The 17,482-nt window shown below is 65.5% G+C and carries 15 protein-coding genes; 6 read left to right on the plus strand and 9 right to left on the minus strand.

Translation table 11 applies throughout. From position 1 onward, the window contains the following. Positions 1 to 171 precede the first annotated feature (171 nt). Both typA and K8M09_RS16005 read right to left on the minus strand, forming a co-directional pair. Positions 172 to 1,998 (minus strand): translational GTPase TypA, encoded by a 1,827-nt coding sequence (gene typA, locus K8M09_RS16000; protein ID WP_160787126.1) that lies wholly within the window; start codon positions 1,996 to 1,998, stop codon positions 172 to 174. 146 nt (positions 1,999 to 2,144) lie between these two features. Further along, the gene (locus K8M09_RS16005) at positions 2,145 to 4,205 is read right to left on the minus strand and encodes a M3 family metallopeptidase (RefSeq protein WP_160787127.1); all 2,061 of its coding nucleotides are present in this window, start codon (positions 4,203 to 4,205) and stop codon (positions 2,145 to 2,147) included. Between the two features lie 378 nt (positions 4,206 to 4,583). On the opposite strand from K8M09_RS16005, the gene K8M09_RS16010 reads away from it, so the two are divergent. Continuing rightward, positions 4,584 to 5,702 (plus strand): DUF475 domain-containing protein, encoded by a 1,119-nt coding sequence (locus tag K8M09_RS16010; RefSeq protein WP_160787128.1) that lies wholly within the window; start codon positions 4,584 to 4,586, stop codon positions 5,700 to 5,702. A gap of 107 nt (positions 5,703 to 5,809) precedes the next feature. On the opposite strand, the gene K8M09_RS16015 is transcribed toward K8M09_RS16010, so the two are convergent. The 5 genes from K8M09_RS16015 to K8M09_RS16035 form a co-directional block, all read right to left on the minus strand. Beyond that, on the minus strand, positions 5,810 to 5,974 hold the full coding sequence (locus tag K8M09_RS16015) for a hypothetical protein (protein ID WP_024270181.1): 165 nt from the start codon (positions 5,972 to 5,974) through the stop codon (positions 5,810 to 5,812). 153 nt (positions 5,975 to 6,127) lie between these two features. Beyond that, entirely contained in the window at positions 6,128 to 7,645 is a 1,518-nt protein-coding gene (locus K8M09_RS16020) for a tripartite tricarboxylate transporter permease (protein WP_160787129.1), read from the minus strand. A 9-nt stretch (positions 7,646 to 7,654) separates the two neighbouring features. Then, positions 7,655 to 8,143: a tripartite tricarboxylate transporter TctB family protein gene (locus K8M09_RS16025; RefSeq protein WP_160787130.1), complete on the minus strand. Its 489-nt coding sequence runs from the start codon at positions 8,141 to 8,143 to the stop codon at positions 7,655 to 7,657. After that, complete coding sequence (locus K8M09_RS16030) at positions 8,140 to 9,084, minus strand: Bug family tripartite tricarboxylate transporter substrate binding protein (protein ID WP_160787131.1); 945 nt, start codon at positions 9,082 to 9,084, stop codon at positions 8,140 to 8,142. The genes K8M09_RS16025 and K8M09_RS16030 overlap by 4 nt, the downstream gene beginning before the upstream one ends. 224 nt (positions 9,085 to 9,308) lie before the next feature. Then, on the minus strand, positions 9,309 to 10,376 hold the full coding sequence (locus tag K8M09_RS16035) for an ABC transporter substrate-binding protein (RefSeq protein ID WP_160787132.1): 1,068 nt from the start codon (positions 10,374 to 10,376) through the stop codon (positions 9,309 to 9,311). A gap of 77 nt (positions 10,377 to 10,453) precedes the next feature. Between K8M09_RS16035 and K8M09_RS16040 the strand changes: the two genes are divergently transcribed. Both K8M09_RS16040 and K8M09_RS16045 read left to right on the plus strand, forming a co-directional pair. Next, positions 10,454 to 11,128: a response regulator gene (locus tag K8M09_RS16040; RefSeq protein ID WP_160787133.1), complete on the plus strand. Its 675-nt coding sequence runs from the start codon at positions 10,454 to 10,456 to the stop codon at positions 11,126 to 11,128. Further along, entirely contained in the window at positions 11,125 to 12,513 is a 1,389-nt protein-coding gene (locus tag K8M09_RS16045; protein WP_160787134.1) for a sensor histidine kinase, read from the plus strand. Before K8M09_RS16040 ends, K8M09_RS16045 begins: the two co-directional genes overlap by 4 nt. Positions 12,514 to 12,613: 100 nt before the next feature. Here K8M09_RS16045 and K8M09_RS16050 read toward each other — a convergent pair whose 3' ends face one another. Further along, positions 12,614 to 13,255 (minus strand): LysE family translocator, encoded by a 642-nt coding sequence (locus K8M09_RS16050; RefSeq protein ID WP_160787135.1) that lies wholly within the window; start codon positions 13,253 to 13,255, stop codon positions 12,614 to 12,616. A gap of 165 nt (positions 13,256 to 13,420) precedes the next feature. Between K8M09_RS16050 and K8M09_RS16055 the strand changes: the two genes are divergently transcribed. After that, positions 13,421 to 13,906: a MarR family winged helix-turn-helix transcriptional regulator gene (locus K8M09_RS16055; protein ID WP_170299540.1), complete on the plus strand. Its 486-nt coding sequence runs from the start codon at positions 13,421 to 13,423 to the stop codon at positions 13,904 to 13,906. Positions 13,907 to 13,917: 11 nt separating this feature from the next. Next, positions 13,918 to 15,123 carry a multidrug effflux MFS transporter gene (locus K8M09_RS16060; protein ID WP_160787197.1) on the plus strand — a complete coding sequence of 402 codons (1,206 nt, stop codon included), beginning with the start codon at positions 13,918 to 13,920 and terminating at the stop codon, positions 15,121 to 15,123. Between the two features lie 53 nt (positions 15,124 to 15,176). Here K8M09_RS16060 and K8M09_RS16065 read toward each other — a convergent pair whose 3' ends face one another. Continuing rightward, positions 15,177 to 16,400, minus strand: coding sequence for an argininosuccinate synthase (locus K8M09_RS16065; protein ID WP_160787136.1), 1,224 nt, complete (start codon positions 16,398 to 16,400; stop codon positions 15,177 to 15,179). A 184-nt stretch (positions 16,401 to 16,584) separates the two neighbouring features. Between K8M09_RS16065 and K8M09_RS16070 the strand changes: the two genes are divergently transcribed. Next, on the plus strand, positions 16,585 to 17,436 hold the full coding sequence (locus K8M09_RS16070) for an SDR family NAD(P)-dependent oxidoreductase (protein WP_160787137.1): 852 nt from the start codon (positions 16,585 to 16,587) through the stop codon (positions 17,434 to 17,436). Positions 17,437 to 17,482 lie beyond the last annotated feature (46 nt).

Below are 17,482 nucleotides of genomic sequence, written 5' to 3' on the forward strand. Positions count from 1 at the left end.
AATCGCGCATCGCGCGAAGGTCCCCCTTGCCCACAGGCAAGTTCGAGGTGGTATCCCGGAAAGTTAACGCTTTTTTAAGAAACGTCACAAGCCGTAAAACGATGGCACACACATGAAAAACCCCGGCACAGGGCCGGGGTCTCATTTTGTCCCGTTTCGGGAAGCGTGCGATTATGCGGCGCCGGCGGCGCGCTGCTTTTCGAATCGCTTGCGGTCGTTCGGGTCGAGATGCAGCTTGCGCAGGCGGATCGACTTGGGCGTCACTTCGACGAGTTCGTCGTCCTGAATCCACGAAAGGGCGCGTTCCAGCGTCATCTTGATCGGCGGCGTCAGGCGGACGGCCTCGTCCTTGCCGGCGGCGCGGATGTTGGTGAGCTTCTTGCCCTTCAGCACGTTGACCTCGAGGTCGTTGTCGCGCGTGTGGATGCCGACGATCATGCCCATATAGACCTTCTCGCCCGCGTCGATGACCATCGGGCCGCGATCTTCGAGGTTGAAGAGCGCGTAGGCGACGGCTTCGCCCGCTTCGTTGGAGAGCAGCACGCCGTTGACGCGGCCGCCGATCTCACCCTTGTAGGGCTGGTAGTCGTGGAACAGGCGGTTCATGATCGCCGTGCCGCGCGTATCCGTCAGAAGCTCGGACTGGTAGCCAATGAGGCCGCGGGTCGGGGCGAAGAAGACGAGACGGACGCGGTTGCCGCCCGACGGACGCAGTTCGACCATCTCGGCCTTGCGCTCGGACATCTTCTGCACGACGACGCCGGAATGCTCTTCATCGACGTCGATGACGACTTCCTCGATCGGCTCCAGAAGCTGGCCGCCTTCGTCCTTGTGCATGACGACGCGCGGACGCGACACGGCAAGCTCGAAGCCTTCGCGGCGCATGGTCTCGATGAGGACGGCGAGCTGAAGTTCGCCGCGGCCGGAGACGAAGAAGGAATCCTTGTCGCCCGACTCTTCGATCTTCAGCGCGACGTTGCCCTCGGCTTCCTTGAAGAGACGGTCGCGGATGACGCGGCTCGTGACCTTGTCGCCTTCCGTGCCGGCGAGCGGCGAATCGTTGACGATGAAGGACATGGTGACGGTCGGCGGGTCGATCGGCTGGGCCTTCAGGGCTTCCGAAACGGACGGGTCGCAGAACGTGTCGGCGACGGTGCCCTTGGTGAGGCCGGCGATGGCGACGATGTCACCCGCATGGGCTTCTTCGATCGCCGTGCGCTCGATGCCGCGGAAGGCGAGAATCTTCGAGATACGGCCGTTTTCGATGAGCTGGCCGTCCTGGCCGATGACCTTGACGGACTGGTTCGGCTTGATCGAGCCGGAATGGATGCGGCCGGTGATGATGCGGCCGAGGAAGGGGTTGGCTTCGAGGATCGTGCCGATCATGCGGAACGGGCCTTCGGCAACCTTCGGCTCGGGAACGTGCTTGAGCACGAGGTCGAGCAGCGGGGCCATGCCTTCGTCGCTCGGGCCGTGCGGGTTGACGTTCATCCAGCCGTTGCGGCCCGAACCGTAGAGGATCGGGAAGTCGAGCTGCTCGTCGGTAGCGTCGAGATTGGCGAAGAGGTCGAAGACCTCGTTCAGCACTTCCTCGTGGCGGCCGTCCGGGCGGTCGATCTTGTTGATGGCGACGATGGGCCTCAGACCGACCTTGAGCGCCTTGCCGACCACGAACTTGGTCTGCGGCATCGGGCCTTCCGACGAGTCGACGAGAACGATGGCGCCGTCCACCATCGAGAGGATGCGCTCGACTTCGCCGCCGAAGTCGGCGTGGCCGGGCGTGTCGACGATGTTGATGCGAACGCCCTTCCATTCGACCGAGGTGGCCTTGGCGAGAATGGTGATGCCGCGTTCTTTTTCGATGTCGTTGGAGTCCATGACGCGCTCGGCGACGCGCTGGTTTTCACGGAAAGAGCCGGACTGCTTCAGAAGCTCGTCGACGAGCGTGGTCTTGCCATGGTCGACGTGCGCGATGATCGCGATATTGCGAATGGACATGTTGTAATCTCTGAGGTTCGGGGCGCGCGGGATAGGGGGCGCCGTCTTCAATGGCCGCGCTCATACATGTTTTTCCGCAAATGCGAAAGGGGCGGGCCGCAACTCTGTTGCCCGCCCGGCGCACGGCGCCGCGATGAGGCGCCTTTTCAGGCCGCCAGTCCCTTCTTCTCCAGCATCGCCTGCGGGCTGGGCAGCTTGCCGCGGAACGCCTTGTAGGCGTCCTCCGGGTCCACCGAACCGCCGACGGAGTAGATATAGGTCTTCAGCCGTTCCGCCATGGCCGGGTTGAAGGCGTCGCCCGTCTCCGTGAAGGCGGCGAAGGCGTCGGCATCGAGCACTTCCGACCACATGTAGGAATAGTAGCCCGCCGAATAGCCGTCGCCCGAGAAGACATGCTGGAAATGCGGCGTCGCGTGGCGCATGACGATGGATTTCGGCAGGCCGATCGTCTCGAGCACTTCCGCCTGCACCGCCATCGGGTCCTCGACGGGACCGCGCGTGTGGAACGCCATGTCGACCAGCGCCGAGGAGGTGAACTCCACCGTCGCGAAACCGGAATTGAAGGTGCGGGCGGCCAGCACCTTGTCGAGCAGCGCCTGCGGCATCGCCTCGCCGGTCCGGTAGTGCACCGCATAGCGCGTGAGGATTTCCGGCACCGTCAGCCAGTGCTCGTAGAGCTGCGAGGGCAGTTCCACGAAGTCGCGCGAGACGCCCGTGCCCGAGACGGAGGGATAGGTGACGTTAGAGAGCATGCCGTGCAGCGCATGGCCGAATTCGTGGAAAAGCGTGCGCGCGTCGTCGAGCGAGAGAAGGGCGGGCTTGCCCTCCGCCGGCTTTGCGAAGTTGCAGACATTGTAGATGATCGGCAGCTCGCCGACCGAACCGTTCGGCAGCGGCAGGCGATGCTGGCTCTGGTAGGAACTCATCCAAGCGCCGGAACGCTTGGAGGACCGCGCGAAATAATCGCCGAGGAACATGGCGACCAGCCTGTCATCCCGGTCGCGGATTTCGAAGACTCGCACATCGGGATGATAGACCGGCACGCCCTTCTTCTCGACGGCGCGGATGCCGAACAGCCGTTCCGCGACGTCGAAGCAGGCTTCGATGATCTTTTCGAGCTGGAGATAGGGTTTTAGCTCCGCCTCGGAGAAATTGAACTTTTTCGCGCGCAGCTTTTCCGCGTAGTAGCGCCAGTCCCAGGGCATGACCTCGTGGTTGCGCCCCTCTTCGGCGACCAGCGCGGCAAGCTCCGCCTCTTCCTCGCGCGCCCGCGCCACGGCCTTTTCCCAGACCTGCATGAGAAGCCCGTTCACCGCCTCCGGCGTCTTGGCCATGGTGTTGTCGAGCTTCAGCGCGGCAAAACTCTGATAGCCGAGCAGGCCGGCCTTTTCCGCCCTCAGCGCCAGCGTGTCCTTGACGATGCCGCGATTATCCGTTTCGCCGGCATTCTCCCCGCGCGCCACCCAAGCGCGGAACGCCTGCTCGCGCAGGTCCCGGCGGGCGGAGAAGGTCAGGAACGGTTCGATGATCGAACGCGACAGGGTGACGGCATAGCGCCCGTCCTCGCCGCGCTCACGCGCCGCGGCGGCCATCGCATCCTTCAGGAAATCCGGCAGGCCTTCCAGCGCCTCGCCCTCGTCGAGGAAGAGCGCCCAGCTCTTCTCGTCGGCAAGCACGTTCTGGCCGAAATTCGCACCGAGACCTGCAAGCTGCTCGTTGATCGCCGAAAGCCGGTCCTGCTCGGGCTTTGCCAGCTTGGCCCCCGACTTCACGAAGCCCTTCCAGTGCCGCTCCAGCACGCGCACCTGCTCCAGCGAGAGGTTCAGCCCGGCGCGGCTTTCCCACAGCGCATCGATGCGCTTGAAGAGCGCGGCATTGGTGCCGATCTTCGAATAGTGCCGCGACATCTTTGGCGCGATGTCGCGTTCCAGCGCCTGGATCGTGTCGTTGGTATTGGCCCCGGCGCGGCTCCAGAACAGCGCCGAAACGCGCGAAAGCGCATCTCCCGCAACTTCCAGCGCGACGACGGTGTTCTCGAAGGTCGCGGGTTCCGGATTGTTCGCGATCGCGTCGATCTCCGCCTCATGATCGGCCAGCGCCGCATCGAAACCGGCCGCGAAGGCATCGTCCTTCACGAGATCGAAACGCGGCAGGCCGCCCGGGCCGGTCCACTCGACAAGGGCGGGATCGATGCGCGTTTCGGTCATGGCTCATCCTTTCTGGCAAATCATCGTGCAGCGAATATAGGAACGGACAGCCCCATTGGTACAGAGCATCGGCACAAATTTGGGAACCGGATGCGCCTTGCCGCGTTCAGGCGGGTGCGGCACCCTGCCTCTTGACGCGGAAGACGAGTTCGGTGAAAACAGTCCCGTACCCGCGGCCTTTTGACATCGGTTGCCGCGGTGAACCCTGGTGCCGGGCCCCTCTGGCGAGAGTTTTTACGGCGCTCTCGTGATGTCGGTACCGCCAGCAATTAGCCGGCGGATTCATACGCACATGAACATCCTGACCATGCCTTACCCGCATGCCCGTCGTGGTATGCGCAATTCCACCTTCCGTTCCTCCAGCATGGAGGCGCTGTCATGATCGGCAACGGCGAAGGCAAGACCACCCTCTCCTACCTCAAATGGGCACTCATCTCGACTGTCATCGGCCTTGCGCTCGGCGCCTGGCTCGGCTGGCAGACGACCGGAACGCTTTCCGGCATGGCGACCGTCTTCTTCATCTGCGCCGTTCTCGCGGTGCTGGAGATTTCGCTCTCTTTCGACAATGCCATCGTGAACGCCAACAAGCTCAAGGACATGACGCCGGTCTGGCAGCACCGGTTCCTGACCTGGGGCATCGTCATCGCCGTCTTCGGCATGCGCATCGTCTTCCCGCTGCTGATCGTCGTCATCGCCGCCGGCATCGGCCCGATCGACGCGCTCGTCCTCGCAGCCCGCGAGCCGGCAGAATATGCCCGCATCATGAATGACGCGCACCTGCCCATCGCGGCCTTCGGCGGCACGTTCCTGATGATGGTCGGCCTCACCTACTTCTTCAACCATGAGAAGGACGTGCACTGGATCGGCTTCATCGAGAAGCACATGGCGCGCTCGGCGACCGTCAAGGGCATCGAGATCGCCTTCGTTCTGGCGCTCATCCTTATCTTCTCGAACCTGCTGGAAGGCGAAGCCGCCAATACATTCGTGCATGCCGCGGTCTACGGCCTCCTCACCTTCCTTGCCGTGGAAGTCGTCGGCGGCCTGCTGGACGCCTCGCAGAAGGCGATGTCGGAAGCGGCCAAGGGCGGCCTCGGCGCCTTCATCTATCTTGAAGTGCTCGACGCCAGCTTCTCCTTCGACGGCGTGATCGGCGCCTTCGCGCTGACGCAGAACCTCTTCGTCATCGCCATCGGCCTCGGCATCGGCGCCATGTATGTGCGCTCCATGACGATCATGCTGGTGGAGAAGGGCACGCTGGCCGAATACCGCTACCTGGAGCATGGCGCGTTCTACGCGATCCTGATCCTCTCGGTGGTCATGTATTGCCAGACGCTGGTGCATATTCCCGAGGTCATCACCGGCCTTGGCGGCGCGACGCTGATCGGCATCTCGCTCTGGTCCTCGATCCGCTACAACAGGCGCGAGCGGGAACTGGAGCATCCGGCCGGCGCGCGTGCAAGCGACCGTGTATCCGCCCAGCTCGGCGAACAGGTCTGACGATTGCGGCCGGCCGTTCCGACGGCCGGCCTTCAAGCCTGAAAGACAGAAGGCCCGCCGATCTTGCGATCGGCGGGCCTTTTCATTCGGAAATTCTCTGTCTCGCGTCAGACGCGCGGGAAGTCGGCGGGGTTGATGCCGAGCGTCCTCAGGTCGCGTTCCTTCGGGCGGCGGTGCCCTTCGACTGCCGCGGCGGCTGCGTTGGCAGCGCTCAGTACGGCGAAGGCCCGGCCGAAGAAGCCCTGGGCGAAGGAGTTGCGGAGGGTGGTCATTGGATTGCTCGCTTTCTGTTTTAGCTTACGAGCGGAAGATGAGGCTGCGGGCCTCGAAGGACAAGAGACGGAATCTCAGCCCAGCCATGCAACGGATGCAGGCCGGAAACGGGGTTTCCGGCCTGCCTTGTTTTCAACCGCCAAAGAAGAACCTCAGTCTTCGTTCGCCGCGAACTGCGAGAGGACTTCGCCCTTGCCGCGCGCCCGCAGGATGAGCGGCACCACGACGGCGAGGAAGGCGAGGCCGAAGAGCACGGCGGCGATGGGCGACATGAAGAGCGCCGTCACGTCGCCCTGGCTGATCGCCAGCGCCCGGCGCAACTGCTGCTCGGCCATAGGCCCGAGGATGAGGCCGACGACGACCGGCGCGATCGGATAGCCGAAGATGCGCATGGCAAAGCCAAGCAGGCCGAAGGTGAGCAGCATGCCCAGCTCGAAGACCGACGGATTGGCGCCGATGGTGCCGAGCGTGGCGAAGAGCAGGATGCCGGCATAGAGCCAGGGCTTGGGGATGGTCAGCAGCTTCACCCAGAGGCCGATCAGCGGCAGGTTCAGCACCAGCAGCATGAAATTGGCGATGAGCAGGCTGGCGATGAGGCCCCAGACGAGTTGCGGATTGGTCGCAAAGAGCAGCGGCCCCGGCTGGAGACCGTATTGCTGGAAGCCGGCAAGCATGATGGCCGCCGTCGCCGTCGTCGGCAGGCCGAGTGAGAGCAGCGGCACGAGCGTGCCGGCGGCCGACGCATTGTTGGCCGCCTCCGGCCCCGCCACACCCTCGATGGCGCCCTTGCCGAATTCGTCCTTGTATTTGGAGAACTGCTTTTCCGTCGAATAGGATAGGAAGCTTGCAATATCCGCGCCGCCCGCCGGCATGGCGCCGATGGGGAAGCCGATGAAGGTGCCGCGCAGCCACGGCTTCCACGAGCGCGCCCAGTCCTGCGCACTCATCCAGACCGAACCCTTGACCGCCTCCACCTTGTCGGGAATGCGGTCGCCCTGACAGGCGACGTAGAGCGTCTCGCCGATGGCGAACATGGCAACGGCCAGCGTCGTCACCTCGATACCGTCGAGAAGATCGGGAATGCCGAAGGAGAGCCGCGCCTGCCCGGTCTGCTGGTCGATACCGATGACGGCAAGGCCGAGGCCGACGAAGAGGGCAGTAAGGCCGCGCAGCGTGGAATCGCCGAAGGCGGCCGAGACCGTCACGAAGGCGAGCACCATCAGCGCGAAATATTCGCGCGGGCCGAAGGAAAGCGCGAACTTGACGACGAAGGGCGCGATGAAGGCAAGGCCGAGCGTGGCGATGAGGCCGGCGACGAAGGAGCCGATGGCCGCCGTCGCAAGCGCCGGGCCGCCGCGGCCGGCGCGGGCCATCTTGTTGCCCTCGAGCGCGGTGACGACGGAGGCGCTTTCACCCGGCGTGTTGAGCAGGATCGAGGTCGTCGAGCCGCCATACATGCCGCCGTAATAGATGCCGGCGAACATGATGAGCGAGCCGGCCGGATCGAGCTTGTAGGTGACGGGCAGGAGCAGCGCCACCGTCAGCGCCGGGCCGATGCCGGGCAGAACGCCGACGGCCGTGCCGAGCGTGACGCCGATCAGCGCATAGAGCAGGTTCATCGGCTGGGCGGCGACGGCAATGCCCTGCAGCAGGAATTCGAAAGTACCCATCGTCAACCCTCAGAAGAACAGGTGCTCGAGCGGCCCCGCAGGCAGCGAAAGCTGCAGGAAGCGGCCGAAGATGATGTAGACGACGAAGCTGAAGCCGATGCCGATGGGCAGCGAGATCCAGAGCTTGCGCCGGCCGAAGCCGAAGGCCGTCAGCGCGAAGAGCACGCCGGTGGCGATGGAAAAGCCCGCGGTCTTCAGGAGCAGCATCTGCCCGGCAAGGCCGGCGACGATCATCACGACCGGCTGGATTTCGACCGGCTCGCGCTCGGGGAAATCGCCGCGCCAGGCTTCGAAGGCGGTCCAGACGGCGAGCAGCGCAAGGCCGATGGCGACCACATGGGGCACGGTGGCGGGGCCGATGCGGGAATAGTTGCTCATTTCCGCAAGGCGGCCGGCATCCCACCAGATGATGCCGGCAAGCAGGAAGAGCACCGGCGCGATGACCAGCGCCGCCCTGTCGGGGCGGCGCTTTTCGTGAGAGGACGGGACCTCGCTCATTTGACGAGCCCGATGTCCTTGAGGATGCTTTCCGTGGCGGCGACATCCTTGTCGAGCTGCGCCTTGAAGGCATCGCCGGCAAGGTAGGTGTTCTGCCAGCCCTTGGTCGTCAGGATATCCTTCCAGGCGGCGGAGTTCACGACCTTCTCGATATCGGCGTTGACCGCGGCGACCTGCTCGGCCGAAAGGCCGGGCGCAGCGGCGACCATGCGCCAGTTCTCGACCACAACGTCGAGGCCGCCTTCCTTGATGGTCGGGGCGTCGATGCCTTCGACACGCTCGGCGCTGGAGATGGCGATCAGGCGCAGCGTGCCGGCCTTCACCTGGGCTTCGAATTCGCCGTAGCCGGAAATGCCGGCCGTCACCTGGTTGCCGAGGATCGCGGCCAGCGCCTCGCCGCCGCCCGAATAGGCGACATAGTTGATCTTGGTCGGATCGACGCCGGCAGCCTTGGCGATGAGGCCCGCCGTGATGTGGTCCGTGCCGCCGGCAGAGCCGCCAGCCCAGGAGACCGCGCCCGGATCGGCCTTCAGCGCCTTGACGAGGTCTTCCATGTTCTGGATCGGCGAGGCGGCCGGGACGACGATGGCCTCATATTCGCCGGTGAGGCGGGCGATCGGCGTCACGTCCTTGAGGGAGACCGGCGACTGGTTGGTGAGGATCGCGCCGACCATGACATAGCCGCCGACGATGAGCGCGTTCGGATTGCCGCTGTTCTGGCTGGCGAACTGGGCGAGGCCGATCGTGCCGCCGGCGCCCGGAACATTGACGACCTGAACGGCGCCGGAAATCTTCTCATCCTGAAGAACCGTCTGCAGCGAGCGGGCCGTCTGGTCCCAGCCGCCGCCCGGACCGGCCGGCGCCATGATCGAATAATCGGCGGCGAAGGCCGGAAGCGCGAGAGCGCCGGCGATGATCGATGCCAGGAAGAAGTGTTTCAAAGGTATGTCCTCCGTCAGGCGCGGCTTTTTGCGCGCATCGTTGCTTGTGACGGGAGGATGGCGGCCATCGCCGGCGCGAACGGATTCGCGGGCGCGATTGCTGCAGAATTCTCCTCCCGGTCTTCCGTCCGCCTCCACGGACGATGAAGAAGCCTAAAGCAACACAGGAAGCTGACATCTACCTGACATGGCGGCGCAAGGCCCGGCCTTGGCGCGCCGGATGCCTATTGCGTGCGCAGGACCTCGTTCCAGCGGGCGATCAACCGCGCGCGCTTGACCTGGTCGAGATAGACCATCAGGCCGGGGCTGACGGGCACCGGCTTCAACTGCGCGCCGAGCAGCGCGCTCATCGTGCGCGCCGTGTTGGAGCCGGAGACTTCGGGGCTGACGGCGGCGATCTGCAATTCGCGCGACAGGATTTCCTGCCCCTCCTTCGACATGAAGAAGGAGAGGTAGCGCCGCCCGAGTTCCGGCGAGGCCGCCGCCTGCGGCACGAGGCCGATGCGCGACATGACGACCGTATAATCCTTCGGCAGCACGATGCCGACATCGGGATGGCGCGAGGCCCAGTCCGCGGCATAGGAGCCGAGAATGTTGTAGCCGAGCACGAAGCGGCCATCCGCCACGCGCTCCAGAATGGCCGAACTGGTCGAATAGAGCTTGACCCCGGCCGCGCCCATCGCCTGGATCACCGTCCAGATATCGCCGAACTGCTCCTGGTCGCGCGCCATGAAGAGGAAGCCGACGCCCGAGCGCTCGATATCGTAGGTGCCGATGCGGCCATAGACCTTCTCGCCCTGCTCCTTGAGATAGGCGAGGAATTCCGCGCGCGAGGCCGGCGGCTTGCGGCCCTTGAAGCTCGGCTTGTGATAGACGAAGACCGCCGGCTCGAAGGTCAGCGCATAGGCCGTGTTGCGCCAGTTGGCCCAGCCCGGCCAGCGGTCGCTCATCGGCAGATCGCTGCGCTGGGCATAGCCGTCGTTGCTGAGCTTGACCTGCAGGTCCATCGCCGAGGAGAAGGCGAAATCCGCCGTCTTCCCGCCCGCATCCGTCTCGCGCACGATGCGGTCGTGCAATTCCCCCGTCAGCATCTCGTCGTAGCGCACGGCGACATCCGGATTGGCTTCCTGAAAGCCCCGGATCATCGGCCGGGCGAGCGGCTCGTCCAGCGAGGAATAGACGACGAGCACCGGCGCGTCCGCATTGCCGTCGCGCGCCGCAAAAAAGGTCGGCTCGGCGAGCGCGGGAAAGGCGGCGGCGAGGATCGCAAGAAGGATGAGGACAAGGCGCATGGCGCGACCTTGCCAAAGCGCGCGCAGGTTCACAAGTCCGCCGCCCGCCGTTAAGCTCGCGAAGGGAGGACGAAAACGTGCGCATTCTACTGGTCGAGGACAACGAAGCCCTGGCGGATGGCCTGTCCGCCATCCTCAAGGGCACCGGCCATGCGGTGGACGTGGTGCGCGACGGCGCCTCCGCCGACGCCGCCATCGCGTCTGAAAATTTCGACCTCGTCATCCTCGACCTGACGCTGCCGGAAATGGACGGTCTCGACGTGCTGCGCGCCATGCGCGCGCGCTCCAGCAAGGCTTCAGTGCTGATCCTGACGGCGCGCGGCGCGCCGGAGGAGCGGGTGCGCGGCCTCGATCTCGGCGCCGACGACTATATGATCAAGCCCTTCGACATTTCCGAATTCGAGGCGCGCGTGCGCATGCTGCTGCGCCGGCAGGCGGGCCTGCGTTCCGCCGCCATCACCTTTGGCGGCGTCGCGCTCGACCTCAATTCGCGCACCTTCTCGGCCGAGGGCGCGCCGCTCGACATTCCCGCCCGCGAACTCGGCCTCCTCGAAATCCTCTTCATGCGCGCCGGCAAGGTGGTCGCCAAGGAGGCGATCATGCAGTCGCTCGCCGCCTTCGACGACGACCTTTCCGCCAACGCCATCGAGCAATATGTGAGCCGGCTAAGAAAGCGCCTTGCCCCGCATGGCCTGACCGTGCGCACGGCCCGCGGCATCGGCTATTATCTCGACAAGGCGAGCGCGGCTTGACCCTCTTCCCCACCTCCTCGCTGCGCCGCCGCCTCCTTCTCTGGCTGCTCGTCTCGACGGCGGTGATCGGCACCGTCGCCCTCGTCGATACCTATAACGAGGCGGTCAAGACGGCGAACACCGTCTCCGACCGCGTGCTCGCCGGCTCGGCGCTCGCCATCGCCGAGCGTGTCGTGGTGACGGAGAACGGCACGCTGGAGGTGGACATCCCCTATGTCGCGCTGGAAATGCTGACCTCGGCGGCGCAGGACCGCGTCTTCTACCGCGTCGACGGCCCGCCCGGCCGCTTCATCACCGGCTACCAGACCCTGCCGACCATCGCGGCCACGGAGGGCCGGTCCATCGGCTTTGCGGATGCGACCTTCCGCGGCGAGCCGATCCGCATCGCCGTGCTGCAACGCTCGGCCTCGACGGGCATCAACTCCGTGCCTTTCGCCGTGACGGTGGCCGAAACCACCATCGCCCGCCGCCAGCTCACCCAGACGATCCTCCTGCGCTCGGCGCTGCGTCTCGCCATGATGATCGCGGGCGCCGCCATCATCGTCTGGATCGCCGTCACCGTCTCGCTGCGCCCGCTCTATCGCCTCAGCGACGCCATCGCCGAGCGCAACCCCAACGACCTGCATCCCATCGAGCAGCGCGTGCCGAGCGAGGTGCAGGGCCTCGTCGATACCGTCAATTCCTTCATGGTGCGCCTGCAATCGGCGCTCGACGCGCTGCGCCACTTCTCCGGCAATGCCAGCCACCAGCTCCGCACGCCGCTCGCCATCATCCGCACGCAACTTGCGCTCGCCAGCCGCGCCGGCACGCTGGAAGAGGCGCAGGAGGCCGCGCAGAAGGGCGACGCCGCCGTCGCCCATGCCGAACGCATCCTCGCCCAGCTTCTGTTGATGGCGAAGATCGACGCCGCCGGTTCCAACGAGCCGCAGAAACCCGCGCCCATCGACATCGCCTCCCTCGCCCAGCAGCTTACCGCCGACCGCGTGCCCGCCGCGGCGGATGCCGGCATCGACCTCGGCTATGAGGGCGACGGCCCGGTTCCGGCCCGCGCCGAACCGCTGCTTTTCGGCGAACTCCTGCGCAATCTCATGGAAAACGCCATCGCCTATGCCGGTCCCGGCGCGGAGGTGACGGTGAGCGTGCGCGCCACCGCCGACGGCGCGCTGCTGACCGTCGAGGACAACGGCCCGGGCATCGCCCCCGAGCGGCGGAACCTCGTGCGCCAGCGCTTCTCGCGCGGCGAGCATCGCGATGCGCCGGGCATGGGGCTGGGCCTGCCCATCGTGGAGGAGATCGCCGCCCTCTTCGATGCGGCGATGACGCTGGAGGACGGTCCGGGCGGGCGCGGGCTTCGTGTGGCGATCCGCTTTCCCGCCGCCGCTTAGAGTATATCCAGCAAAAGTGCGTAGCGGTTTTGCGTTCGGAAATACGAAAAAACGAAGAGAGAAAGAGCGTTTTCGCGATTCGAAGAAAAGCGAAAGCGCTCTAGGGCTTCCGCCAGCCGAGAAGGCCGGGCGCCGCGTGCCAGACGGCCTGCACGGCAAAGCCCATGAAGAGCAGGCCGGACATGCGCACGATCGCCAGCTCGTGCCGCCGGTAGAAGGTGCGCACCATGCGCGCGCCGATAATGGCGATCAGGATGACATCCGCGACGAGGAAGCCGAGGAACGACACGCCAAGCAGCGCCGGCAAGGCATCGAAATCGAGCGCATTGGAGGAACTGGCGAGCAGGGCCGTGAAGGTGGCGAGCGCCACCGGATAACCCTTCGGGTTGGTCAGGCCGAAGATCAGCCCGCGTCTCAGCGGCCGCTCCACCGTCATCACGGCCGCGCCGTCCTGCCGGGCCTTCGCGCGCAGCGCCGACCAGCCGATCCAGGCCAGATAGAAGCCGCAGAAGAGGCCGAGCACATCGAAGACCATGGTACCGATCGTCTTGGCGCCGACGATGGCGACAAGGGCGAGGCTCGACCAGACGAGGTCGCCCGCAAGGTGCCCGCCCATGAACAGGGCCCCCGCCTTGCGCCCCTGGCCGGCGCCGATGCCGAGCAAGGCGAGAAAGGCCGGGCCGGGGATAAGCACATAGAGCAGAGCAGCCATGAAGGCGCCGAATAGCATCGAACCGGTCATCGGAAATCCCCTTGATTCTCAAGGCATTCCAGCCGTTCGGCCCTGCTTCGTCAAGGGGGTGTGCCCGGCCTTTCGCAGGGCAGCCATGCGCTGTTCCCCTAGCTCGCCAGTTGTCCATTCCGGGAGTGCATAGTAAGCTCTGCTTACAATAGCCAGAAAGCAATCATGATCTCACGCCCCGATCCCGACGCCCTCGGTTTCGTCCTCATCGACGTTGCCCGCATGCTGCGTAGCGCCTTCGAGCGCCGCATCGCCACCGCCGGCCTCGGCCTCACGCCGGGCGAAGCACGCGCCCTCGTGCGCATCGCCACACTGGAGGGCAGCCGCCAGCTCGAGATCGCCCAGCGCATGGGTATCGAGCCGATGACGCTCTCCACCTATCTGGATCGCCTCCAGAGCCTCGGCTTCATCGAGCGCCGCGCGGATCCGGCGGATCGGCGCGCCAAGCTGATCTTCACCACGCCCGCCGCCAACGCGCTGATCGCAAGCATCCGCGTCGAGCAGATGGAGCTGATGCAGCATGTGACAAGCGGCATCGGCGAGGCGGAGCTGGACCTGATGGGCGAGCGACTGAAACGCCTGCGCGCCAATCTCTCCGCGCTGGAGGAGGACAGCACCGCCCTGACGCTGGCAAGGGAGACCGGCCGGTGACGCGGGCGCGCATGAGCGAGCGCCGCACGAGCATCATCAGCGCCTTCCTCGTGGCGCTCGGCCCCGTTTCCATGGCGCTCTACACGCCCGCCATGCCGGAGCTGGTGCATGCCTTCTCCTCCACGGAATCGGCGATCAAGCTGACCCTTTCCTTCTATTTCGCGGGCTTCGCCCTCTCACAACTCGTCTCCGGCACCATGTCGGACGTGCTCGGCCGGCGCAAGACGACGCTGATCTTCATGACCGTCTACCTCGCCGGCAGCCTCATGGCCGCCTTCGCCCCCAGCGTCGGCGCGCTGCTGGCCGGCCGTCTCGTGCAGGGCATCGGCGCCTCCGTCGGCATGACGGTCTCGCGCGCCATCGTGCGCGACCAGTTCACCGGCACCGAAGCCGCCCGCATCATGAACATGGTGGGCATGATGCTCGCCATCGGCCCGGCCGTCTCGCCCACGCTCGGCGGCTTCGCCCTCGGCCTGTTCGGCTGGCAGTCGATCTTCTTCCTGATGGTGGGTTTTGCGCTTGCCGCCTGCGGCGCGGTTTATTTCTGCATGGCCGAGACGACGACCCCCGACCCCGCCAAGGGCCGCATCGGCCCGATCCTGCGTGGCTACCGCGATCTTGCGACCAGCAGCCGTTTCGTCTCCGCCACGCTCGTCATGGCCGGCGCGGTCGGCGCACTCTACGGCCAGGCGACCATGCTGCCCTTCGTGCTGATCGACCGCGTCGGCCTGACGCCCACCCAGTTCGGCGTCGGCATGCTCATGCAATCCGGCTTCTTCTTCGCCGGAACGGTCGTCGTGCGCCTCCTGATGCGCAGGATGACGCCCGCCCGCATCGTCGTTCCCGGCCTCACCTTCATCGGCATCGCCAGCGTGCTGATCGCCTGCGCCTCGCACCTTCTGGAAACTCCGACCTTCCTCAGCGTCATGGGTCCGGTCGGCCTCTATGCCTTCGGCATCGCCTTCGTGATGCCCTACATGATGACCGCCGCCATGGAACCCTTCCCGCATATCGCCGGCTCGGCATCGGCAGCCATGGGCTTCGTCCAGATGGGGTCGGGCTTCCTCGCCGGCCTGATCGCCGCCGCCATCGGCCTGCCCCTCTTCGCCTTCGGCACCATCATTCCCTCGATGGGCCTGATGGCGATCCTCTCCTACCTCTGGTATCGCGCGGTCTGCGGCCGCGACGCCCGGCTTGCGACGGAACCGGCGGAATAAGAAAAGCCCGCCGCCGTTGCCGGCAGCGGGCCTTTTCATTCGGGCAGAGCCGCTCAGCCGCGCTTGTTGCGGGCGGCGAGCGTGCGCAGGCGCAGCGCGTTCAGCTTGATGAAGCCGGCGGCGTCCTTCTGGTCGTAGGCGCCCTGGTCGTCCTCGAAGGTGACCAGCTTGTCGGAATAGAGCGACTTCGGCGATTCGCGGCCGGTCACCATGACATTGCCCTTGTAGAGCTTCAGCGTCACTTCACCCTCGACATGCTCCTGGCTGCGGTCGATCAGCGCCTGCAGCATCTCGCGCTCCGGCGAGAACCAGAAGCCGTAATAGATCAGCTCCGCATAGCGCGGCATCAGCTCGTCCTTCAGATGGGCCGCGCCGCGGTCGAGCGTGATGCTCTCGATGGCGCGGTGCGCGGCAAGCAGGATCGTGCCGCCGGGCGTCTCGTAGACGCCGCGCGACTTCATGCCGACGAAGCGGTTTTCCACGAGGTCGAGACGGCCGATGCCGTTGTCTCGGCCGTAATTGTTGAGCGCCGCAAGCAGGGTCGCCGGCGACATGCGCACGCCGTTTATCGAGACGGCGTCGCCGCGCTCGAAGCCGACCTTGATGACGGTCGCCTTGTCCGGCGCGCTTTCCGGCGAGATGGTACGCATATGCACGTATTCGGGGGCTTCGACGGCCGGGTCTTCCAGCACCTTGCCCTCGGAGGAAGAGTGCAGAAGGTTGGCGTCGACCGAGAACGGCGCTTCGCCCTTCTTGTCCTTGGCGACCGGAATCTGGTGCTGCTCGGCGAATTCGAGCAGGTGCGTGCGGCTCTTGAACGACCAGTCGCGCCACGGGGCGATGATCTTGATATCGGGGTTCAGCGCATAGGCCGAAAGCTCGAAGCGGACCTGGTCGTTGCCCTTGCCGGTCGCGCCATGCGCGATGGCGTCGGCGCCGGTCTTGGCGGCGATCTCGATGAGATGCTTGGAGATCAGCGGGCGAGCGATGGAGGTGCCGAGCAGGTAGACGCCTTCATAGACCGCATTGGCGCGGAACATCGGGAAGACGAAATCGCGCACGAATTCCTCGCGCACGTCCTCGATGAAGATTTCCTTGATGCCGAGCATCTCGGCCTTCTTGCGCGCCGGCTCCAGTTCTTCGCCCTGGCCGAGGTCAGCCGTGAAGGTCACGACTTCCGCGCCGAGTTCCGTCTGAAGCCACTTCAGGATGATCGAGGTATCGAGGCCGCCGGAATAGGCGAGCACGACTTTCTTCACGTCTTTATGTGATGCCATGATGATGAGGTCCGTTGCATGAAGGGCCGCAGCAAACCCGCGAAAGCCCGGTGTCGCGGGCACTTTTAGCGAGATTGGCGCGTGACGCAAGGGCGCAGCCCGACGCATCCTGCCGCAAGCCGGATTTGACCGGGGCGATTGCCACCCCATATTGCGCGGAACGAACCATGGAAGGGGCAATCCCATGACCGACCTCAAGGATATCATCAAGGCTTCCAACGTCGCCGTCATCACCGGCGGTGCCTCCGGCATCGGCCTTGCCGCCGCAAGGCGCTTCGCCGGGGCCGGCATGTGCGTCGCCATCGCCGACCGCAACGCCGACCGGCTCGGCGAGGCGCGCGCCGAGCTGGAAGCCATCGCCGGCGAGGCCAACGTCATGGCCGTGGAAACGGACGTCGCCCACCGGCACGAGCTGGAAGCGCTGGAGCGCGCGGTGCTGCAACGCTTCGGCCGCGTCCATGTGCTGATGAACAATGCCGGCATCCAGCCGGACACTTCCATCTTCAGCGCCGAGGCCAACTGGGACCATATCCTCGCCGTCAACCTGATGGGCGTGATCCACGGCACGCAGGTCTTCGGCCCGAACATGCTGGCCCATGGCGAGCCGGGCCTCATCATCAATACCGGCTCCAAGCAGGGCATCACCACCCCGCCGGGCAACCCTGCCTACAACGTCTCGAAAGCGGGCGTGAAGGTCTTCACCGAGGCCTTGCAGCACGAGCTGCGCAACACCGAGGGCGCGAAGCTTACCGCCCATCTGCTGATCCCCGGCTTCGTCTTCACCGCCCTGACGAGGGGAGAGCGCACCGAAAAACCCGACGCCGCCTGGACATCGACGCAGACGGTCGATTTCATGATGGAGAGCCTGCAGCGCGGCGATTTCTACATTCTCTGCCCGGACAACGACGTGCCCCGCGCCCTCGACGAGCGCCGCATGGCCTGGGCGATGGGCGACATCATCGAGAACCGCCCGCCGCTCTCGCGCTGGCACAAGGACTATGCCGACAGGTTCAAGGCCTTCGTCGAGAAACCGTAACGGCCCATCACAAGGTTTGATTGGAAATCCCCGGAAAGCCGGATAA

Source organism: Shinella zoogloeoides, assembly GCF_020883495.1.
Lineage (GTDB): Bacteria > Pseudomonadota > Alphaproteobacteria > Rhizobiales > Rhizobiaceae > Shinella > Shinella zoogloeoides.

What these genes read in the sequence shown, in the direction of transcription:
- K8M09_RS16025 (WP_160787130.1), bottom strand. Translation starts at nt 8,143, where the DNA reads ATGAGCGAGGTCCCGTCCTCTCACGAAAAGCGCCGCCCCGACAGGGCG.
- typA (WP_160787126.1), bottom strand. Translation starts at nt 1,998, where the DNA reads ATGTCCATTCGCAATATCGCGATCATCGCGCACGTCGACCATGGCAAG.
- K8M09_RS16055 (WP_170299540.1), top strand. Translation starts at nt 13,421, where the DNA reads ATGATCTCACGCCCCGATCCCGACGCCCTCGGTTTCGTCCTCATCGAC.
- K8M09_RS16015 (WP_024270181.1), bottom strand. Translation starts at nt 5,974, where the DNA reads ATGACCACCCTCCGCAACTCCTTCGCCCAGGGCTTCTTCGGCCGGGCC.
- K8M09_RS16070 (WP_160787137.1), top strand. Translation starts at nt 16,585, where the DNA reads ATGACCGACCTCAAGGATATCATCAAGGCTTCCAACGTCGCCGTCATC.
- K8M09_RS16050 (WP_160787135.1), bottom strand. Translation starts at nt 13,255, where the DNA reads ATGACCGGTTCGATGCTATTCGGCGCCTTCATGGCTGCTCTGCTCTAT.
- K8M09_RS16020 (WP_160787129.1), bottom strand. Translation starts at nt 7,645, where the DNA reads ATGGGTACTTTCGAATTCCTGCTGCAGGGCATTGCCGTCGCCGCCCAG.
- K8M09_RS16065 (WP_160787136.1), bottom strand. Translation starts at nt 16,400, where the DNA reads ATGGCATCACATAAAGACGTGAAGAAAGTCGTGCTCGCCTATTCCGGC.
- K8M09_RS16060 (WP_160787197.1), top strand. Translation starts at nt 13,918, where the DNA reads ATGAGCGAGCGCCGCACGAGCATCATCAGCGCCTTCCTCGTGGCGCTC.
- K8M09_RS16005 (WP_160787127.1), bottom strand. Translation starts at nt 4,205, where the DNA reads ATGACCGAAACGCGCATCGATCCCGCCCTTGTCGAGTGGACCGGCCCG.
- K8M09_RS16035 (WP_160787132.1), bottom strand. Translation starts at nt 10,376, where the DNA reads ATGCGCCTTGTCCTCATCCTTCTTGCGATCCTCGCCGCCGCCTTTCCC.
- K8M09_RS16010 (WP_160787128.1), top strand. Translation starts at nt 4,584, where the DNA reads ATGATCGGCAACGGCGAAGGCAAGACCACCCTCTCCTACCTCAAATGG.